The following is a 19,359-nucleotide window of genomic DNA, read 5'->3' as shown; positions in this document are numbered from 1 at the left end:
AGAAAAACCGCCCTCTGTATGCGAGAACGGCTGTCTTTTTCAGCTTTTATATGAGCGCTTCATGATTTCAGCGCCTTTGTTTGCGGTTTTTCCACCATTTTCGTACATACGGATAAACAAAAGGTCCAACTTTGACAGCCATTTTAATTAATTTTCTCATAGTAGATAACGTCCTCCATCTTCAAATTCTTATTTAACGAATACCCTGTTGAAGGACGTTGTAATCATGAAGTTCGGTTTCAGCTGCTTTTGCGTTTACGGAATTTCCGCTTCGCAGCCTGCTTTGGCTGTTTGACCTGCTGTTCCCCGTTTTTGATAAGATCTTCCTGCATGCGTTTGCGGGCTTCAATAAATAACATGAAAATGCCCCTTTCTTTTGAATATTGTACAGGGACTATTCCCAGAATGAAACGGAGATAAAACATCGTTTTTAAAGAAAATGAGCTTATAAAGGAGCTATCAGTGAACAAACAGTGAAAATCACTGAAAATGGGACGAAAGGAGATTATTTATGGAAAAACCATTAGTCGCTGCCTACAACCGGGTCAGCAGAGAGGCCCGTGAAAAACTGGCGGAAACGTGTGAGGTCCGGTACTTTGAACGCAGCGAAACGCTCGAAGATCCGGCGTTTCGCGAAGCGATGGCTGAGGCTGCAGCCATTATCGGTATCGAATATGAAATCGATGAAGCTTTTCTGAAACAGGCTCCCGGCCTCCGTATTGCCGCCAACGTTTCTGTTGGCTATGACAATCTGGATCTGGAGGCTTTAAAAGCCCGGGGCGTATATGCTTCCAACACACCGGAAGTGTTGAACGATACGACGGCAGACGCTATTTTCGGTCTGCTGCTGGCGGCGGCCAGACGCATTCCGGAGACTGACCGCTATGTTAAAGACGGAAGGTGGCAGAATACACTTCCGGATGATTATTTCGGTGTGGATGTGCACCACCGGACGCTCGGAATAATCGGCATGGGGCGGATCGGGGAAGCAATTGCCAAACGGGCCCGCTTTGGCTTTGATATGAACGTTTTATATTACAACCGCTCGCGAAAGCAAGAAGCGGAGGAAAAATACGATGCCTCGTGGACAGCACTTGAGCCGCTGCTCGAACAATCGGATTTTGTCTGTACGATGACGCCGCTCACCAAAGAAACGCATCATTTAATGAACGAAGCAGCTTTTCAACGGATGAAGTCGTCTGCTGTATTTATTAACGGCTCACGGGGAGGCGTCGTGGATGAAGAGGCGCTTGTCAAAGCGCTCCAGAATCGGTGGATACGAAGTGCCGGTCTGGATGTATTTTCGGAGGAGCCGGTGCCTGCCGACCATCCGCTGCTTTCGTTTCCGCACGTGGTGACGCTTCCGCATATCGGCTCCTTCACCGAAGAAAATGAAAACAATATGTCGCTGCGGGCGGCGGAAAATGTGCTGCAGGTATTGAACGGCCAGGAGCCTCAGGATCGGCTGTGAAACAGGAGGGAGCCTCCTGTTTTTTTAGCATAATTGGTATAGACAACTATATTTTATACTGGTACGATATAGAAAAGGAGGGACTCGTAGTGGAAGATACTATTATATATTCAGCGACTATTGTAAACGCAGACCGTACCTCAACCGATCAGTTCATCTGGATCCGCGGGCAGGCAATCCACCGGACAGGAAGCATGGACCGCCTGCGGGAGGTGCCGGAGGAAACGCGTCGAAAGGCAACGATGGTGGACGGCTCCCAGGGCTTCTTTATACCGGGAATGATTGATATGCATATTCACGGCGTCCAGGGAGCAGACGCGATGGATGGTACCGTGGAGGCCCTGGAAACAATGGCCCGGGTGCTGCCGGCTGAAGGTACAACAGCGTTTCTTCCAACTACGATTACCCAGAAGAGTGGGAAGATTACAAAAGCCCTGGAAGCGGTGGCCGAACACCGGAAAGCCAAGCTGGGAGAAGGCCGGGCGGAGATTGCAGGCGCACACGTGGAAGGCCCATTTTTTGAACCTTCCAAGGCCGGTGCCCAGCCGGCTGAATTCATGGTCCCGGCTTCGGTGGATTTGTTTGAAGCGTGGCGTCGTGCTTCCGGAAACGCGATCCGGATTGTCTCACTGGCTCCGGAGCATGATCCGGACTTTGCGCTGACCGCTCACCTGCAAAGCATCGGAGTTATTGCCTCCGCTGCACATTCGAACGCCTCCAAAGCGCTCGTGGACGAAGCAGTGGAGAATGGGCTTTCACACATTACCCATTTGTACAACGGTATGAGCGGGCTGCATCACCGGGAGCCCGGCGTTGCTGCCGCAGCGCTTTTAAATCCCGGACTTACCATTGAAATTATCGCAGACGGCGTCCACAGCCATCCGGACATGGTCAGGCTTGCCTATCAGGCAGCCGGGCCCGGGCGCCTCTGCGTTATTACTGATTCCCTGAGAGCTAAAAATCTGCCGGACGGTTCGTACGATCTCGGCGGCCAACAGGTAACGGTGGCCGGAGACAAGCCGTATTTGGCAGACGGCACGATCGCCGGAAGCATGCTCGCGATGGACCAGGGCTTCCGCAATATTCAGGCGTTTACAGGCTGCAGCCGCGAGGAAGCGGTGCGCATGACCTCCTGGAACGCCGCGCATGAAATAGGACTCGCAGAGCGGAAGGGCAGCATTCAGGCTGGGAAGGATGCTGATATCGTCTGGATGGATGACAGTATGCAGGTGCAGAAGGTCTGGTGCCGCGGAAGCGTCGCTGCGCCCGAACAGAAAGGGGAAGTGAAGCCGTGAAGCTTATCCGTGTGACTGACAGAGAAGCATTAAGCGTACATGCAGCAGAAATGATCGCCGAAAGGGTGCAGGAGAAACCCGACTGTGTGCTGGGTCTTGCTACCGGTGGGACGCCGGAGGGGACGTATCAGCAGCTGAAGAAAATCTATGACCGGGGAGGCATCGACCTTTCCCGCGTTACGACATTTAACCTTGATGAATATGCCGGCATGCCAAAAGACCATCCGCAAAGCTATCACGCGTACATGCAGCACAAGGTCTTTCAGCCGCTGCAGCTGCAGCCGGAACAGACGCATCTTCCGGACGGTACAGCCGTTGACCTGGAGCAGGAATGCGTTCGTTATGAAAAGCGGATTGCAGAGGCCGGAGGTATAGACATGCAGCTTCTCGGCATTGGCGAAAACGGTCATATCGGGTTTAATGAACCCGGCACCTCCTTTTCGAGCCGGACGCATGTGATACAATTGAAGCCGTCAACCAGAGAAGCCAACGCCAGGTACTTTAAGAGTATCGAAGACGTACCGAAGCAGGCGGTAACCATGGGAATTGAAACCATTATGGAAAGCCGCGGGATTCTTTTGCTCGTATTTGGCAAACGTAAAAAGGAAGCGCTTCTTCGTCTGCTTGAAGGAGAGGTGCAGGAAGACTTCCCGGCTTCCGTACTGAAAAAGCACTCCAGCGTTACGGTGATTGCTGATGAAGAAGCGCTGGCGGATGTCCCCGCAGAGGTAATGCGGCGCTTTGCCGGGTGAAAACGTGAAAACGGGAGGATGCCGTATATGAAAATTAATAAAAAATCTCCGCTGCCGATTTATTATCAAATACAGGAAATGATCCGTGGAAAGCTTGAGAGCGGCGAATGGCCTCCGGGCTATATGCTTCCGTCCGAGCGTATTTTTGCTGAAGAATTTGATGTGAGCCGTATGACAGTCCGGCAGGCGGTGACGGAGCTCGTAAGCGAGCAGCTGCTGACGAGGGAAAAGGGCAAAGGAACATTTGTGGCTGAACCTAAGATTGAACAGATGCTCCAGGGCCTCACGAGCTTTACCGAGGATATGAAAGCGCGCGGCATGAAAGCAAGCAGCGAGCTGCAGCTGTTTCAACTGGAGGAAGCGGACGCGGCAACAGCGAGGCTGCTTCAGCTGAAAGGCGGGTCGGTCTACCGGATGGAGCGGCTGAGGCTTGCGGATAATAAGCCGATGGCGCTTGAAAATTCCTATCTGCATGCAGAGATGTTTCCCGGCCTTGGCGAAGATTCGGCCTCAGGCTCTATTTATAACCGGCTCGAGCAGGATTACGGTATTACGATCGGCTCCGCCGACCAGTCTCTTGAGGCCTCTCTTGCGTCGGAGCGCGAAGCAGAGCTTCTTGGCATTGCGCCGGGAGCCCCCGTTCTTTTAATTTCCCGGACGACGTATACTGCGGAAGGGGAGCCGTTTGAACACGTTATTTCCTCCTACCGCGGGGATCGGTACAAGTTCCGTATTCATATGCCGCGGTAGGAGCGGCCGAAGCGGCTTTCCTGGTTTTCTGGGCTGATTTACGTTAAAATGCTCGCAGGATAACGATTAGCTGATAATGAGGGAGGCCGCACAAATGGATGATCGATTGTTTAAAGCAGCCATGGGCAAATTTACGACCGGTGTTACAGTACTTACGACGGAGCTTGAAGGAACAATTCATGGCATGACGGCAAACGCGTTCATGTCTGTTTCACTTGAGCCAAAGCTGATTCTCATTTCCGTTGCAAAAACGGCATCGATGCACGAATATATGCAGGAGGCAGATCAGTTTGCCATCAGCGTTCTCGGCAACGGCCAGGAGGCAGTATCGCGCTACTTTGCCCGCCAGACAGAAGACGACACAGAGGTGAGCTTTGAGCGGTTTGAAGACCGTCCGGTCATTGAAGGCGCCATCACGCAGCTTGCCTGCACGAAATATAACGAAGCCGACGCCGGGGACCACACACTGTTTATCGGTTCCGTGGAAAATGTGACGGTCCAGGACGAAGCACCGCTCGTTTATTTTGAAGGCAAATACCGCTATATGGAATAACTCATCCGGCTTTCGGCCGGGTGTTTTTTTATGTTACGGCTCTTTTTTCTCCAGGCACGGCGTGCTACATTATATATAAGAAAACGCTTTCAAAAGAGAGGTGCGAGTCGTGAATAAAGCGGAATGGAACCGGTGGTCGGAGACGGGAATACTGGACCGGAAACGGATGGAAAAGCGGATCGCAGAGTCATGGCATACATGCGCACGGGAGGGAGTCGATCCAGCTGGAGGCATCGGCCAGCTGCCGGAACGAACAGAATGGATGGTCTACAAAAAAGAACGGGAGATGTACTTGGAAGCGGCAGACCCAATGCTCCGGCAGCTGCAGGGATTTTGTGAGGATATGAAGCTTTTGCTTCTGCTTACGGATGAACAAGGCAAAGTGCTGTACATCAACGGTCATCGGGATGCCCTTGCTCATGCCTCGAGCATTCATTTTGGAGAGGGAGTCACCTGGACCGACCGGGCGGTAGGGACGAATGCCATCGGTACCAGTCTTTCTACAGGAGAACCGATTGCAGTCGTAAAAGAAGAGCATTACGCAAAAGCCTCCAAAAGCTGGGAATGCGCAGCTGTACCGGTATACGACGATAAAGGGGGGATCCTCGGTGTACTTGATATGTCGAGTCCCTTTGGTTTTGAGCAGAGAGAACAAATCATGGGCACGGTCGTTTCAGCGGCATTTGCGATTGAGCGCTCCTGGCAGGAAAAGCTCCGCCAGCAGGAAATTGAGCTGCTTCAATACGCTCTCGCAGGTGACCATACGTTCACGCCGTATTTGCTGACAAATGCTTATGGAACCGAAGTGTACCGTCATCCGGAATGGAAGGAAGACGAGCAGGGGAACGATCTGGCCATCAGCCGACTGGCAGTCCCAATCTATTCTACAGCCACCCGCCGGCTGCTCGGCTACCGGTATCAGCCGGTGCGTACGGAGGCGGAAAAAAAGAAGATTCCACCAGCCCGTCCTTTCTCCCGGGGGGAGGCCGTAGGGGTAAGCCCGGCATTTGATCAAACAATCGCAGAAGTGAAAAAGGCTGCCAAACAATCGGTGTCCGTTCATCTTTTCGGCGAGACCGGTACGGGCAAGGAAGTGATGGCAAGACTCGTGCATGACAATAGTGAATACCGAAATGGTCCGTTTATCGCAGTCAACTGCGGAGCGATTCCGGAAAGCCTGCTCGAAAGCGAACTGTTCGGCTACGATGGCGGCGCGTTTACCGGGGCGAAGAGGGGAGGCACCGCGGGGAAAATCCGGGAAGCGAAAAACGGCACCCTCTTTTTAGACGAAATATCTGAAATTTCTCCGGCAGCCCAGGTGGCACTTTTACGGGTGCTGCAGGAAAAACGGATCACGCCGGTTGGAAGCAGAGACTCCATCCCGGTTAATTTCCGGCTTATTACGGCAAGCAATAAAAATATTACCGGACTCGTTCAGGAAGGAAGCTTCCGGGAGGATTTGTATTACCGTATTTATGTGTACCCGCTCACCCTGCCGCCGCTCAGAGAGCGGATGGAGGACCTGCCGGAGCTGATCCGCTACATTTCGGAAAAGCAGGGGTGGAGTACCATCTGGCCGAAACAGCTGCTCGCCCAGATGGCCGGCTACGAATGGCCGGGCAACATCCGGGAGCTCTTTAATGTACTGGAGCGCATGTATACGTACTATGAAGGGAGTGTGCCGGTGGACGTGCTCCTTGATCCTTTTCTTTCTGCCCCGGAAGCCCGGAAGATCACGCCGAGCCGGTTTACGTACCGGGAGCAGATAGAGTACGAGCGGATCGAGCAGGCGCTTGAGGCCTGCAGCGGCCGGGTGGCTGCTTCGGCCAAGCTGCTCGGAATGGCGAGAAGCACGCTTTACCGGAAGCTGAAAAAATACGGTCTGGAATAATTGCGACAAAATGAGACAAACCGGAGCATGGTGCTTCAGTTTGTCTCATTTTTTGTGGAGCAAAAGGCTGAAACCTCAAGCAATTGCCTGAATATAACGCAGATATTGTTGGCACAAAACTTGCAAGTGTGTAGGACAAGAACGCCCGCAGGCTTCTTTTGCCTGCAATAAATGAATATTAAAGGAGGATCAGTATGGAAGCGTCCAACACAAGAACGCAGACGATGGATTCCCATCAGGCCATGTGGATGTATCAGAAAATGTCTGAAATCCGGTATTTTGAGGATACTGTCCATGAAACGTTCAGCAAGGGAGTGCTGCCGGGATTTGTTCATTTGTATGCAGGAGAAGAAGCGGTGGCAGTCGGCGTATGCGCGCACCTGAATGACAAAGACAGCATCACAAGCACTCACCGCGGACACGGTCACTGTATTGCGAAGGGCTGTGACCTGAACGGTATGATGGCGGAGATTTATGGTAAAGAAACCGGGCTTTGCAACGGTAAAGGCGGCTCGATGCACATTGCTGACGTCAGTAAAGGCATGCTCGGGGCAAACGGTATTGTCGGCGGCGGCTTTCCGCTCGCGACGGGCGCCGGCCTGACAGCGAAGCTTCAGAACACCGGAGGCGTGGCGGTCTGCTTTTTTGGCGACGGGGCCAATAACCACGGCACGTTCCACGAGGGTATTAATATGGCGGCTATCTGGAATCTGCCAGTTGTCTTTGTAGCCGAAAACAACGGCTATGCCGAAGCAACACCGTTTTCCTACGCCTCAAGCTGCGAGAATATTGCCGACCGGGCAGCCTCCTACGGGATACCGGGAGAAATTGTTGAAGGGAAGGATGCAATGGCTGTATACGCAGCAGCAGAACGGGCAGTCACGCGGGCAAGAAACGGGGAAGGTCCTTCTCTGATTGAATGCAAAACGTACAGGAACTACGGGCACTTCGAAGGCGATGCCCAGAAATATAAAGGCTCCAGGGAACGTGAAGAGCATTTGAAGGACAAAGATGCGATTTTACAGTTCCGCCAGTATATGCTCCAGCACAACCTTTCCAATGAAGAAGGGCTGAACAAGCTGGATGAACAGGTGAAAGCCTCCATCCAGGCCGCCGTCGAATTTGCCGAAAGCAGTGATTACCCGGATGCCGGCAGCTTAATAACGGATGTGTATGTGAATTACACGAACACAGGGAGGGAGTCGTAATGGGACGGACTATAAGCTTTTCCGATGCGATTAATGAAGCACTTACCGAAACGATGCGCAGGGATAAAAACGTTATTTTAATGGGCGAAGACGTAGCTGGCGGCGCGGCCGTCGATCATCTGCAGGACGAGGAAGCCTGGGGCGGGGTCATGGGTGTAACGCAGGGACTGGTACAGGAATTCGGAAGAGACCGGATTCTCGATACCCCGATTGCAGAAGCCGGCTATGTCGGGGCGGCCGTCAGTGCAGCAGCAACTGGCATGCGCCCGGTGGCGGAGCTGATGTTTAACGACTTTATTGGCAGCTGCCTCGATGAAGTCATGAACCAGGGGGCCAAGCTGCGCTACATGTTCGGCGGCAAAGCGAAGGTGCCGCTGACGATCCGGACGATGCACGGAGCGGGATTCCGGGCAGCAGCCCAGCATTCGCAGAGCCTGTACGGGATGTTTACCGCAATCCCGGGGCTTAAAACGGTCGTTCCCTCTACGCCGGCAGAAGCCAAGGGGCTTCTGATCACAGCGATTGAGGATGACGATCTGGTCGTCTTTTTTGAAGATAAAACGCTGTACAATATGAAAGGTGAGGTTCCGGAGGGCTACTACACAACCGACCTCGGCAAAGCGGACATTAAGCGCGAAGGAAGTGATGTCACGATTGTTGCCATCGGCAAGCAGGTGCACACCGCGCTTGAGGCGGCGGAGCAGCTGGCAGCTAAAGGCATCCAGGCGGAAATTGTCGATCCGCGCAGCCTGTCACCGCTGGATGAAGATACGATTTTAGCTTCGGTGGATAAAACCAATCATTTAATTGTCGTGGACGAAGCGACCCCGCGCTGCAACGTAGCGACCGATATTGCTGCGATGGTGGCAGATAAAGGGTTTGATTCGCTCGATGCGCCGATCAAACGAATTACCGCCCCGCATTCACCGGTACCGTTTTCTCCGGTCCTTGAGGATCTGTATCTGCCGTCTGCAGACACGATTGTCCGGACCGCCATGGAGCTTACCGGTGAAGATACCGCAATGACTACGTAAACGAAAGGAGGGACAGTATGGCCACAGAGATCGTCATGCCAAAGTTTGGAATGAGTATGAACGAAGGAACCATTGCCGAATGGCTGAAAAAGGAAGGAGACGATATTAAAAAGGGGGAGCCGGTTGTCACGGTCAGCTCGGATAAAATCACCAATGAAGTGGAGGCGCCTGCAGATGGCCGGATGCTAAAAATTGCCGCCGCAGAAGACGAAACGCTGGCGGTCGGCCAGGTGATTGCCTACATGGGAGAGCCCGGCGAACAAATAACAGAAAGCACCGCAGCCGAAGAAGGCACAGCGCCGGCTGCCCCGGAACCGGCAGAAGCGGTCGCAGAGGAGCCGGCTATTTCCCGGGAAATAACGCATGCACCCCAGGCTGAATCGCGTGTGCGGGTCTCTCCGGCAGCCAAAAAGCTGGCCTCGGCGCACGGGATTTCGGTGGAAACGATCGAAGGGACCGGGCCGAAAGGGCGGATTACGAAGAAGGATGTGGAGATGCTAATAGAGTCAGGCGGCGGGGAAGAAAGCACCGCTCCGCCGCAGAATGAGCCGGCCTCAGCTAATCCATCGCTCGACACCACTCAGGTGACGGCTGTTAAAGGAATGCGTAAAGTCATTGCCGAGCATATGCAGCAGAGCCTGCAGGAAAGCGCCCAGCTTACGCTGATGAGAAAGGCGGATATTACCGGGCTTCTGCAGATGCAGAAGCAGGCGAATGCCGAGCTTGAACAGCAAGGGGAAGCGAAAACAATGACACTGACGGCATTCATGGCCAAAGCAGCGGTACTGGCTCTCCAGAAGCATCCGGCAGCGAACGCTTCGTTTCAGGACGGTACGCTTTACCGCTATGATCACGTGCATTTGGGGATAGCAGCCGCGTTAACAGAGGGTCTCGTGGTGCCGGTAATCTTCCATGCCGAAGCCAAGTCGGTACGGGAGATTGGAGAGAACATCCGCCTGCTCGGACACGGGGCGAGGGAAAACCAGCTGGCGTCTGAAGATATGCAGGGGTCCACGTTTACGATTACGAACCTGGGCGCTACCGGAGTTGAATACTTCACCCCAATTTTAAATACGCCTGAAGCGGCTATACTGGGCATCGGGGCTGTGCAGGATGGGGTACAGTTTCACGAAGGAATGCCGATGGAACGAAAGCTGCTGCCGCTCAGCCTGACATTTGACCACCGGGCGCTTGACGGCGAACCGGCCGGCCGGTTTCTCGCAGAGCTCACCGGTATTTTAGAAAATCCGCACCGGTTGTTTTTCTAATACGTTTCACCCCGTACAGGGTTAAGCCGTTTCCATAATGGGAACGGCTTTTGTATGACCAAGGAGGGAGTTTATGACGGGAATCACTCACATCGGTTTAACCGTGCCGGATATTGATGCAACTGTCGAATGGTACACGCGGGTGCTGGATTTTGAGCTTCTGGCCGGTCCGTTTACGGCGAAGGCGGAGGATTCGGATGATGCTTCCACGAATATGACGATGGATCTTCTCGGCGAAGAGGTGAAAGAAATGCGTAACGCCCATCTGACTACGGGCAACCAGGTGGGACTCGAGCTGTTTGAATTTGTTGACCCGAAGCCTGATTTGAAACAGAGCCCGCCGTGGCAGCAGCGCTTTTTTCACCTGTGTCTGCTCGTCTCTGACATTGAAGAAACGGCTGTACAAATTGAATCGGAGGGAGGAAAACGGCGAAGCAGGATATGGCACCCGAGACCAGAAAAGCCGTACCGGCTTGTGTACATGGAGGACCCGTTCGGCAATATCATCGAGCTGTATTCCCACAGCACCGAACTCACCTACGGAAACATGAACAGCAGTTAAGGCGCCTGCGTGAGGTGCCCTTTCCGGCTGATCAATGTTATTCTATACAGATGAACAGAACGGACGGGAAAAGTCAGCAGGAGGCAGAGCATGTATCACGCACAAACGATAAAAGAGAAGCTGCGGCTATTTATGGTTATTTTAGTACCCATTCTGATTACGCAGCTGAGCTATTTTGGCATGAATTTAATAGACACAATTATGTCCGGACGGGCCGGGACAGACGATCTGGCGGGTGTGGCGATTGGAGCGAACCTGTGGATGCCGGTATTTACAGCGGTGAACGGCATCCTGCTAGCTATCACACCGATCGTCTCCCAGCAGCTAGGGGCCGGGGAAGGAAGAAGGATTGCGGGCACGATTACGCAGGGACTTTACCTTGGAATACTTTTCGGGTTTCTTGTTATTGCGCTCGGAGCGGCGGCGTTAAGCCCGGCTCTTTCTTTTATGTCGCTCGAGCCGGGCGTTGAACGGATTGCGGCTCATTATTTGATTGGTCTCGCCTTTGGAATTATTCCATTCTTTTTATCGATCGTGCTCCGGAACTTTTTTGACGCTCAGGGCCATACACGGATTACGATGGTGATCATGCTCGGGACGCTTCCGTTTAATGCGTTCTTTAATTACGTATTAATCTTTGGCAAATTTGGCTTTCCGGAGCTTGGCGGTATCGGCGCAGGCTATGCCACGGCGATTTCCTACTGGATTATTTTTGCGTTCAGCATCATAATGACGTTCCGGATTCCGGCGATGAGACGGTTCCGCATCTTTCTGGATTGGTACAGGCCCTCCTGGCAGGCGTGGAAGGAGCAGCTGCGGATCGGCGTACCGATGGGGATGTCGCTGTTTTTTGAATCGAGTATTTTTTCGGCAGTAAGTTTATTGATGGCGTCGCTGTTCAGCACCATTACGGTCGCTGCCCACCAGGTGGCGCTCAGCTTTACCTCCCTGATATTCATGGTGCCGTTAAGCATTTCCATTGCACTGACGATTGTGGTCGCATTTGAAGTCGGCGGCGGGTATCTGGAAGGGGCCAAATCCTATACGCGTCTCGGAGTGGCAGCAGCCATGGGCATACTGGGCGTGGCGTCTATAGGAATATTTCTATTGCGCGAGCCTATTGCCTACATTTACACCACCAATGAAGAAGTAGTGCAGCTTGCTGCCCAGTTTTTCCTGTTTGCGATTGTCTATCAGATTTCAGACGCTGCCCAGGCCTCGCTTCAGGGCGTGCTCCGGGGCTATAAAGACGTGACCGTGCCATTTTTTACAGCGCTTGTGTCCTACTGGGCGCTTGGTCTGCCGGCGGGATACCTGCTTGCTGTTGCGACACCGCTTGGGCCGTTTGGTCTCTGGCTCGGTATCACTGTCGGTCTTACAAGTGCCGCTATCGGGTTTTTCATCCGGCTGAGGATTGTGGTGAAAAGGCAGGAGGGAGGCAGCGGCGTCTCTTAGGCCTGACAGCCTTTAAAACCCAAGCCGGTCCTGGTACTTCTGCAGCCACTGCTCGTTTTGGGCATCCCCGCCATCAGCATTGCCGCTCGCAAAAATAGGCGGTGTTTTTCCACGGTCCGCCGTTAGCTCGATTGCACGGGCAATAGCTGCCTGAAGCATAGCCGTACCTACTGCTGTAGAGCTGGAAGCAAAAGGGGTCGTAAGCCCCGGGTGCGTCAGCAGGGCGTCGCCGGGCGGCGCATGGTTATCGAGGACAATGTCGACCACATCCATCAGCCTGAAGCCGTCTTTATGGCGGGAGGGCTGGGACGAAGAATAAGCAACTGAGGTCAGGCCGGCAACCACAGCGCCGGCTTTTTTGGCGTAGAGAGCGGCATCGACCGGTACAGGGTTTCTTCCGGAGGTGGAAATAACGATTACGGTGTCCTCCGGCTGGATATTTTCGTTCGCTAAAAACGTAGAGGCGTAATCGTTGGTCCGTTCAAGCTCGGAGGAGCGCAGAGCTCCTTCGTGGAGCATCACCGGCTCGTGAAGAATGGGGTGGATCGGAACGAGGCCGCCGGCCCGGTAATAGACTTCAAGCGAAAGAAGATGCGAGTGCCCGCATCCGAATAAATGAATGACGCCGTCCTGCCCCAGTGTATTTGCGACCGCTTCGGCGCAGGCCTCCATCTGACTGTTTTCCTGTGCTTCCACCGCGCTCAGTTGGTCATGAATTTGGGAAAAACAGTTCTCTATCATCTATATATCATCCTTTCTTTACGGTAAAATTATACCTGTTTTCCGGCAGAGAAAAAGCCCCCGCCTTTAAAACGGGGGCCGTGATTATTCACCTGGGGAATCAGGGTGCTGGGTACGCATGGCGTCTGCGACAAATTCCACCTCAGTGCCAATAATGACCTGCAGGTTGGTTTTATCTACCTTTACGACGCCGCGTGCTCCGTTTTGCTTCAGGCTGTCCTCGTCGACTTCGTCCATGTCATTCATTTGAAGGCGCAGCCTCGTCACGCAGTTATCGATTGATTGAATATTGGAATATCCGCCGAGGGCGGCCACATAATTTTTGGCGAGCGATTCATATTTGTCATCGCCGCTGAAGGTATTTGCTGTGGTAACCGTTTCTTCATCCTCGCGGCCCGGGGTTTTAATGTTCAGCAGCCGGATCAGCGCCGAGAATACAATGAAATAAAGGACACCGAATATCAACCCTATTCCGAGCAGCAGCACCGGCTTGGTCGCAATGCCGAAATTAAGCAAGTAGTCTATGAAGCCAGCGGAAAAACCAAAGGCGTCCAATATTCCCAGCTGGAATGTTACTACCATCGCAAGTCCGGTCATGAGCGCGTGTACGACATAAAGCAGCGGGGAAAGGAACATGAATGTAAATTCAATTGGTTCCGTAATGCCGGTTAAAAAAGAAGTGAGTGCCAGGCTGCCGAGCATGCCGGCAACTTCTTTGCGGCGCTCCGGCTTTGCGGCCATAATCATCGCAAGACACGCACCCGGAAGACCAAACATCATGATCGGGAAGAAACCGGCTGTATAGGCACCAGCGTCCGGATCACCGTTTAAGAAACGGGTGATCTCTCCGTTATAGCCCTGGAAGGAACCAAAATCAAACCATATATACACGTTGATAATATGATGAAGACCGGTTGGAATCAAAAGCCGGTTCAAAAACCCATACAGTCCAGCCCCGGCTGCTCCAGTTCCTGTAATTACATTGGTAACCTGGTCGATACCGGTCTGCACCGGCGGCCACACATAGCCGAATATAAATGCAAATATGAGCATCGTAACGGCCGTGATAATAGGCACAAACCGCCTGCCTCCGAAAAACCCGAGAAACTGCGGCAGCTGAATGTTATAAAAGCGATTATATAAAAGTCCGGCTGTAATACCTGCGATTATGCCGCCAAACACTCCCATGTTAATATCTTCGTTTATCCCTTCGAGCCCCCCGGTTAAAATTAAATAGCCGACAACGCCCGCAAGTGCAGCGGCACCGCTGCCGTCTTTGGAAAAACCAATCGCCAGCCCGACTGCAAACAACAGGGCCAGATTGTCGAAAATAAACTGGCCGGCATTGGCGACAAAGGCAATATCGAGCAGGTCCTCCTGCCCGAAGCGCAGAATAAGAGCGGCAGCCGGCAGGACTGCGATCGGAAGCATCAGCGAACGCCCGAGCTTCTGGAACTTGCCCATAATTTGAATATTTCCAAGCATAAGTAGATCCCCCTTTAATAGAATGTATGATGAAAATGTACCTTATTTTAGTTATAGATGTCTATACCAATTTTCTTAAAAATTTAAAAACTCTGTCAAAGAATCTGACGGCATCTATAAGTTAACGCTTACAAACATAGTAACATATTATATATAGATGTCTATACCATTTTCGTGATAGATTTTTAACATAAAGATGATACGATAAAAAGAAAAAGAAAGGTGATCAACATGAAATTTGATTTGCATAACCATCATGACCGCTGCGGACATGCGGAAGGAACGATCGAGGATTATATTCAGGCAGCGATCCAGGAAAAGCTCGACGTGATTGGTATTTCCGACCATTCCCCGTTCTTTGCAAGCGACGAAGAGCAGCCGTACCCCCGCATTACGATGGCTAAAAGGGAATTCCCGGCTTATATTGAAGAGATCCGGCAGCTGAAGGAAAAATACATAAACGATATTGAAGTGCTGATCGGGGTCGAATCCGACTATTTTCCGGACCAGGAAGCACCCTACCGTAAGCAGTATGATAAATACCCGATGGATTACGTGATCGGTTCAGTTCATTTTGTAAACGGCATCAATATTTTCGATACGTCCAGATGGGAAGGCATGGATGATGCGGATATCCGCCAGGTAAAGGAAGAGTATTACCGTCAAATTGCGCTGTCTGCTAAAAGCGGCATGTTTGATATTCTCGGCCATATCGATGCCTTGAAAGGATATTTTCCCTACGCGGCAGAGGTCGATACCCCGGAGGTGGATAAGACGCTCCGAGTAATCGGGGAGGAAGGCACAGCCATTGAAATTAACACCTCCGGCAAAACCAAATACTGCGGAGGCTGGTATCCATCGGATGATCTGCTTGAACGCGCCCTGCATTACAACGTTCCAGTGACGTTTGGCTCCGATGCGCACGTACCGGAGAGGATCGGGGATGATCTGGAAGAAGTACGGGAGCGTCTGAAGCAGATCGGCTACCGCTCCTGGAGATTTTTCCGGAAGCGTCGCCCGGTGGATGTTAAACTATAAGCTGCATATTTTATATATAAGCTGGAAAATAGCAGATTCACGCTTTTTTCCGGCTTTTTTGCGTTCATATAAAATAATTAATAAAGCTGTAAATATCGAGAATGAAGACCGATGAAAGTAGTAGAAGAATAACGTAAGATAGAAGAGGATCCGTGTGAAATTTATAATTATACAGTAGTAAAGTATAGACGCCGGAATGCCAATATGAAAAAATATATTAAGTATAATTTAAATGTTTAATTATTTTTGCATCTGTGCAGCTAAATGAATCAATATCTATACAGGCGCAAAAATGATTAATATTACGGAGTCCGTCACTGAAGAAAGGAGATTTACCCTTAATGGCAGCAAAATATGAAGAACAGTTACAGGAAATTCTGCACGAGGCGATCCAGGAGCATAACTACGACCGGGCAGAGCGGGCCGTACACCATATGCGTAACCTAGAGCGGATGGAGGCCTTTATCGCAGGGGAGGACGTCAGTTATCCGGAGCGAAACGGCCCGGAGGCTGTAGTTTCTGGAGAAAACGGACTAGTCGACTTATCAGCTCCAACAGTTTCCTTCAGAGAGCAGCCCCGGGTGAACGGAAACACCATTTCTGCAGGACGGGGGAGGGAAACGCTCCTTTTATACTATATTGAGGAAGAAGGACTGCTGAAATTTAAAAAAGCACCGCAGACATATGCCGTAAGCGTTGATTTTTTTAGAATGTTTTTGCAGAACCTGATCTCCTGGGAAAATAAGTCTCCTTTTTCCTCCAAGGATTACTTTGAAGCCTTCGGTGATTCACTGAAAGAGAAATCCACCTACCAGGCCTCGACGCTGCGCCAGTTTATAACACTTTTGTTCCGCTATTGCGTAAAGCTTAATATTCTTGAAAAGCCGGAAGTGCATCAGCGCAGCAGATACATTCTGGCAGACGATATCAGCGTTGAAGAGGTCATTGACTATATTAAAGAACATAGAATACTGCAGATGTAATATAAAAATAAAGCAGAGCTTCTTCCGCCGGGCTGCAGGTGGAAGAAGCTCTTTTTAATTTAATGAGTATATTATAACGGGTATAAAGTTTTAAGTAGGTCTAACATCACCAATAAAGTTACGTATTTGTGTGCAAAATTACAGTTGTGTAACAAAAGTGCTCGTTCTATTGAATTAGTTGTACCTCCAACATATAATACGAGTAGCTTATAAAAACGGAAAAAACATATTAAATAATTAAAAATTAAAATAACAGGAGGTGTAATCGTCTTAAACTCTTAATAATAAAAAATACCCCTTTTATTACATATATTTCTATTCAGATGCTTCGTTCTGAAACTTTAGAATCACAACATACACTCTCCGGATATTAAGAGATCTTACAGACGAAAACATAATGAAAAAATTCTTATTCAGTGCTGCACTCGCAGCAGGACTTCTCGCCACGCCGACAGTCGCAGATGCAGCGCTCGGAGATCAGACGTTAAAGGCAGGCCACCGGAATTCCGATGTGAAAGAACTGCAGGAATACCTAAAAAACGAAGGTCACCACAACGGAGCCATTGACGGCGTATTCGGCCCGGTAACAGCGAGTTCCCTGAAATCATTCCAGCGTGCAAAGAGCATTGGCGTGGATGGTGTGGCCGGTCCAATTACGTTCAGTAAAATGAACCTTGGCGGCGGCAGCTCTTCCTCCACCGTTTCCTCAAATTCTTCGGGTTCCCCAAGCTCCAGCGTATCTTCAAGACTCCGCCAGGGCGACCATGGCAGTGAAGTGAGCAGCCTGCAGAGTACACTCAAAAGCAAAGGATTTTATAGCAGCTCTGTGGACGGGGTGTTCGGTCCAGTGACGGCAGCCGCCGTTAAAGACTTCCAGCGCGCAGCCGGTATCGGTGTGGACGGAGTGGTCGGACCGGTTACACGAAAAGCATTAAACAGCAGTGTAACAGCTTCATCGGGAAGCTCTAACTCCTCGTCAAGCACGGGCAGTACGGTAGCAGGTGTATCCACAGGTTCCTCTTCAGCAGTGGTGGAAACAGGTAAGAAATATATTGGAACTCCATACGTGTGGGGCGGCACCTCTACGAGTGGTTTTGACTGCAGCGGCTTCGTGCAGTACGTCATGAAGCAGCACGGCGTAACAACGAAACGGACAGTCGCACAGATGTGGACGCAGGTGTCGAAGGTGTCGAGCCCGAGCGTAGGCGATGCAGTTTTTTATGAAACAAGAACCGGCCCATCGCACATGGGCTTCTACGTTGGAAACGGCAAGTTTCTCCATGCGGGCGCTTCGACCGGCGTTACTATTTCCGACATGAACAGCTCCTATTGGAAATCCCGTTATATTGGCGCAGGCCGCTTCTAAATAAAATAAATGTCCGAGAGGCTGAAAAGCAGAGTAGTTGCTTTCAGTCTCTTTTTTGTGATAAAAGTTGCTGTTGGCAGGGAAGATGAAACTAAGACATTTTCACTTTTTTGAGAGACTGTGTGCTATACTTAGATGACTTAGTCGTTTTCCATGCCGAAGGAACAAAACGGACAAAAAGCCAAGCCAAAGGAGTGGAAGAATTGATTGACATTAACGGCTACATCTTAAACGATGAAGATGAAACAGCGGAGAAAGAGAACAATGTCAGGCAATTACTTGCAGATTACAATAAGGCAGGAATAACAGACATTATTGCTGCTCCGAAACAATGGCACGGTAATGACAAACATCCGGGAGACACGATCCCATTTTTAATTGAGCAGTTCCAGAAGCAGTGGCGCAGTGAATTAGGCGCTGTCCGTATTTATCCAGGGCAGTGCGTACGGCTGACAGAGACACTGGTAGATGAATTAAAAACGCAAGAAGCATTAACGCTGAACGGCAGCCGGTACGTGCTGGTAGACTGGAGTGAAGAACTATCCTACCAGCAGATGCACGCGCATTTACACGAGTTGCGCATGGAAGGATACATGCCGATCCTGACAGAGCCGGAGAAAGATTCCAATTTCCAACAGCATCCCGAAGAACTGTACCGGCTAATTAAAAATGGGTCGCTCGCGCAGTTGAATGCGAGTAGCTTCAGCAAATCCGCGACGAAGCCGCAGAGGCAGCTGGCTGAAAAAATGGTTCAGAACCGGTGGGTAAATATTATGGCGAATGTAACCATTGATTCCGTTGAAGGGTCTCCTTCCATGGAAACTGGTTTCGACAGTATTGAAAAGCTTGCCGGCAGGGAGTATGCCCAAATGCTGAAAGACAATGCAGTATGCGTACTGGAGAACCGCTACGTCAGTACTGAAGAGCCGCTTCCCTTAAAAGAAAAGCGGAAATGGTTTATGCCAAACCGCTCTAAAGCTAAATAAGTAGAGCTTCAGTGTAAGTAATTTATATTGAGTAATCGAGTTAGAAATCTTAAAAATTTTAAAATGCTTTTCGAAAACCTGAATAGTCACTATGATTTGCTGGGAAAGGTTAATTCTCAGCATTTTTTTGTAAAAGTCATTTTTTTAATGACTTTTGGCTTGGGCACTAGTTACTTAATTTCATCTTTTACATGGTATAATATATGGTAGAACTGTTTATCATTTAATTTTCTATAGTACTTACAGTTTGTGGAACTTATTAGAAATTATAAATAGTAATTAATTAAATGTATTTCTATAGGTTAAAATTAAATAGGAATTAAAGAGAGCGTAAAATATTTTGTGTAAACGAGCGAAGACGAAAAAAGGAAGTCCTTTTCTAGTAGAATGAAGTTAGCCGACCACATTCACAGAAAAGAGGACTTCCCTATGAATGATTTTACTACAGATATTGCTCACGCTCTAGTCCAACATCAGGATATCAACGAGATCTTCCGATCTCATCTGGAACATGCCGTCAA

The 19,359-nt window shown here is 50.6% G+C and carries 17 protein-coding genes; 15 read left to right on the top strand and 2 right to left on the bottom strand.

Translation table 11 applies throughout. The features are described from left to right. The first annotated feature begins 511 nt into the window (after window positions 1-511). The 11 genes from ACTTK7_RS08490 to ACTTK7_RS08440 all read left to right on the top strand — a co-directional run bounded on the left by ACTTK7_RS08490 (window position 512) and on the right by ACTTK7_RS08440 (window position 12,239). Window positions 512-1,471 carry a 2-hydroxyacid dehydrogenase gene (locus tag ACTTK7_RS08490; RefSeq protein WP_462867403.1) on the top strand — a complete coding sequence of 320 codons (960 nt, stop codon included), beginning with the start codon at window positions 512-514 and terminating at the stop codon, window positions 1,469-1,471. An 89-nt stretch (window positions 1,472-1,560) separates the two neighbouring features. Next, on the top strand, window positions 1,561-2,766 hold the full coding sequence (gene nagA / locus ACTTK7_RS08485) for an N-acetylglucosamine-6-phosphate deacetylase (RefSeq protein WP_462867401.1): 1,206 nt from the start codon (window positions 1,561-1,563) through the stop codon (window positions 2,764-2,766). After that, entirely contained in the window at window positions 2,763-3,518 is a 756-nt protein-coding gene (gene nagB, locus ACTTK7_RS08480; RefSeq protein WP_462867399.1) for a glucosamine-6-phosphate deaminase, read from the top strand. The genes nagA and nagB overlap by 4 nt, the downstream gene beginning before the upstream one ends. A 27-nt stretch (window positions 3,519-3,545) precedes the next feature. Beyond that, window positions 3,546-4,268, top strand: coding sequence for a GntR family transcriptional regulator (locus tag ACTTK7_RS08475; RefSeq protein WP_462867397.1), 723 nt, complete (start codon window positions 3,546-3,548; stop codon window positions 4,266-4,268). Between the two features lie 94 nt (window positions 4,269-4,362). Next, window positions 4,363-4,821: a flavin reductase family protein gene (locus ACTTK7_RS08470; protein ID WP_462867395.1), complete on the top strand. Its 459-nt coding sequence runs from the start codon at window positions 4,363-4,365 to the stop codon at window positions 4,819-4,821. Window positions 4,822-4,930: 109 nt separating this feature from the next. Continuing rightward, entirely contained in the window at window positions 4,931-6,712 is a 1,782-nt protein-coding gene (locus tag ACTTK7_RS08465; protein ID WP_462867393.1) for a sigma-54-dependent Fis family transcriptional regulator, read from the top strand. 194 nt (window positions 6,713-6,906) lie between these two features. Further along, window positions 6,907-7,920: a thiamine pyrophosphate-dependent dehydrogenase E1 component subunit alpha gene (locus tag ACTTK7_RS08460; protein ID WP_462867391.1), complete on the top strand. Its 1,014-nt coding sequence runs from the start codon at window positions 6,907-6,909 to the stop codon at window positions 7,918-7,920. Beyond that, window positions 7,920-8,954 (top strand): alpha-ketoacid dehydrogenase subunit beta, encoded by a 1,035-nt coding sequence (locus tag ACTTK7_RS08455; protein WP_462867390.1) that lies wholly within the window; start codon window positions 7,920-7,922, stop codon window positions 8,952-8,954. The genes ACTTK7_RS08460 and ACTTK7_RS08455 overlap by 1 nt, the downstream gene beginning before the upstream one ends. 17 nt (window positions 8,955-8,971) lie before the next feature. Next, complete coding sequence (locus ACTTK7_RS08450) at window positions 8,972-10,222, top strand: dihydrolipoamide acetyltransferase family protein (protein WP_462867388.1); 1,251 nt, start codon at window positions 8,972-8,974, stop codon at window positions 10,220-10,222. A gap of 73 nt (window positions 10,223-10,295) precedes the next feature. Continuing rightward, on the top strand, window positions 10,296-10,784 hold the full coding sequence (locus tag ACTTK7_RS08445; RefSeq protein ID WP_462867386.1) for a VOC family protein: 489 nt from the start codon (window positions 10,296-10,298) through the stop codon (window positions 10,782-10,784). A 90-nt stretch (window positions 10,785-10,874) separates the two neighbouring features. Next, entirely contained in the window at window positions 10,875-12,239 is a 1,365-nt protein-coding gene (locus ACTTK7_RS08440; RefSeq protein WP_462867384.1) for an MATE family efflux transporter, read from the top strand. 12 nt (window positions 12,240-12,251) lie between these two features. Here ACTTK7_RS08440 and ACTTK7_RS08435 read toward each other — a convergent pair whose 3' ends face one another. Continuing rightward, entirely contained in the window at window positions 12,252-12,980 is a 729-nt protein-coding gene (locus ACTTK7_RS08435; protein ID WP_462867382.1) for an SIS domain-containing protein, read from the bottom strand. Window positions 12,981-13,064: 84 nt separating this feature from the next. Then, window positions 13,065-14,447: an N-acetylglucosamine-specific PTS transporter subunit IIBC gene (gene nagE, locus ACTTK7_RS08430; protein ID WP_462867511.1), complete on the bottom strand. Its 1,383-nt coding sequence runs from the start codon at window positions 14,445-14,447 to the stop codon at window positions 13,065-13,067. A 249-nt stretch (window positions 14,448-14,696) separates the two neighbouring features. On the opposite strand from nagE, the gene ACTTK7_RS08425 reads away from it, so the two are divergent. The 4 genes from ACTTK7_RS08425 (at window position 14,697) to ACTTK7_RS08410 (ending at window position 18,838) form a co-directional block, all read left to right on the top strand. Next, window positions 14,697-15,503, top strand: a complete 807-nt coding sequence (locus tag ACTTK7_RS08425) for a histidinol-phosphatase (RefSeq protein WP_462867381.1) — start codon at window positions 14,697-14,699, stop codon at window positions 15,501-15,503. Window positions 15,504-15,844: 341 nt separating this feature from the next. After that, window positions 15,845-16,486 (top strand): hypothetical protein, encoded by a 642-nt coding sequence (locus ACTTK7_RS08420; RefSeq protein WP_462867379.1) that lies wholly within the window; start codon window positions 15,845-15,847, stop codon window positions 16,484-16,486. A 397-nt stretch (window positions 16,487-16,883) separates the two neighbouring features. Further along, the gene (locus ACTTK7_RS08415; RefSeq protein WP_462867377.1) at window positions 16,884-17,852 is read left to right on the top strand and encodes a C40 family peptidase; all 969 of its coding nucleotides are present in this window, start codon (window positions 16,884-16,886) and stop codon (window positions 17,850-17,852) included. Between the two features lie 122 nt (window positions 17,853-17,974). Continuing rightward, a complete protein-coding gene (locus ACTTK7_RS08410; RefSeq protein ID WP_462867376.1) occupies window positions 17,975-18,838 on the top strand; it encodes a CpsB/CapC family capsule biosynthesis tyrosine phosphatase in 864 nt (287 codons plus the stop codon). The last annotated feature ends 521 nt before the right edge of the window (window positions 18,839-19,359 follow it).

The organism is Marinococcus tarijensis, from assembly GCF_054971385.1.
Note: the sequence above shows the minus strand (reverse complement) of the source record. Positions and strands in the feature narration are given on the sequence as shown.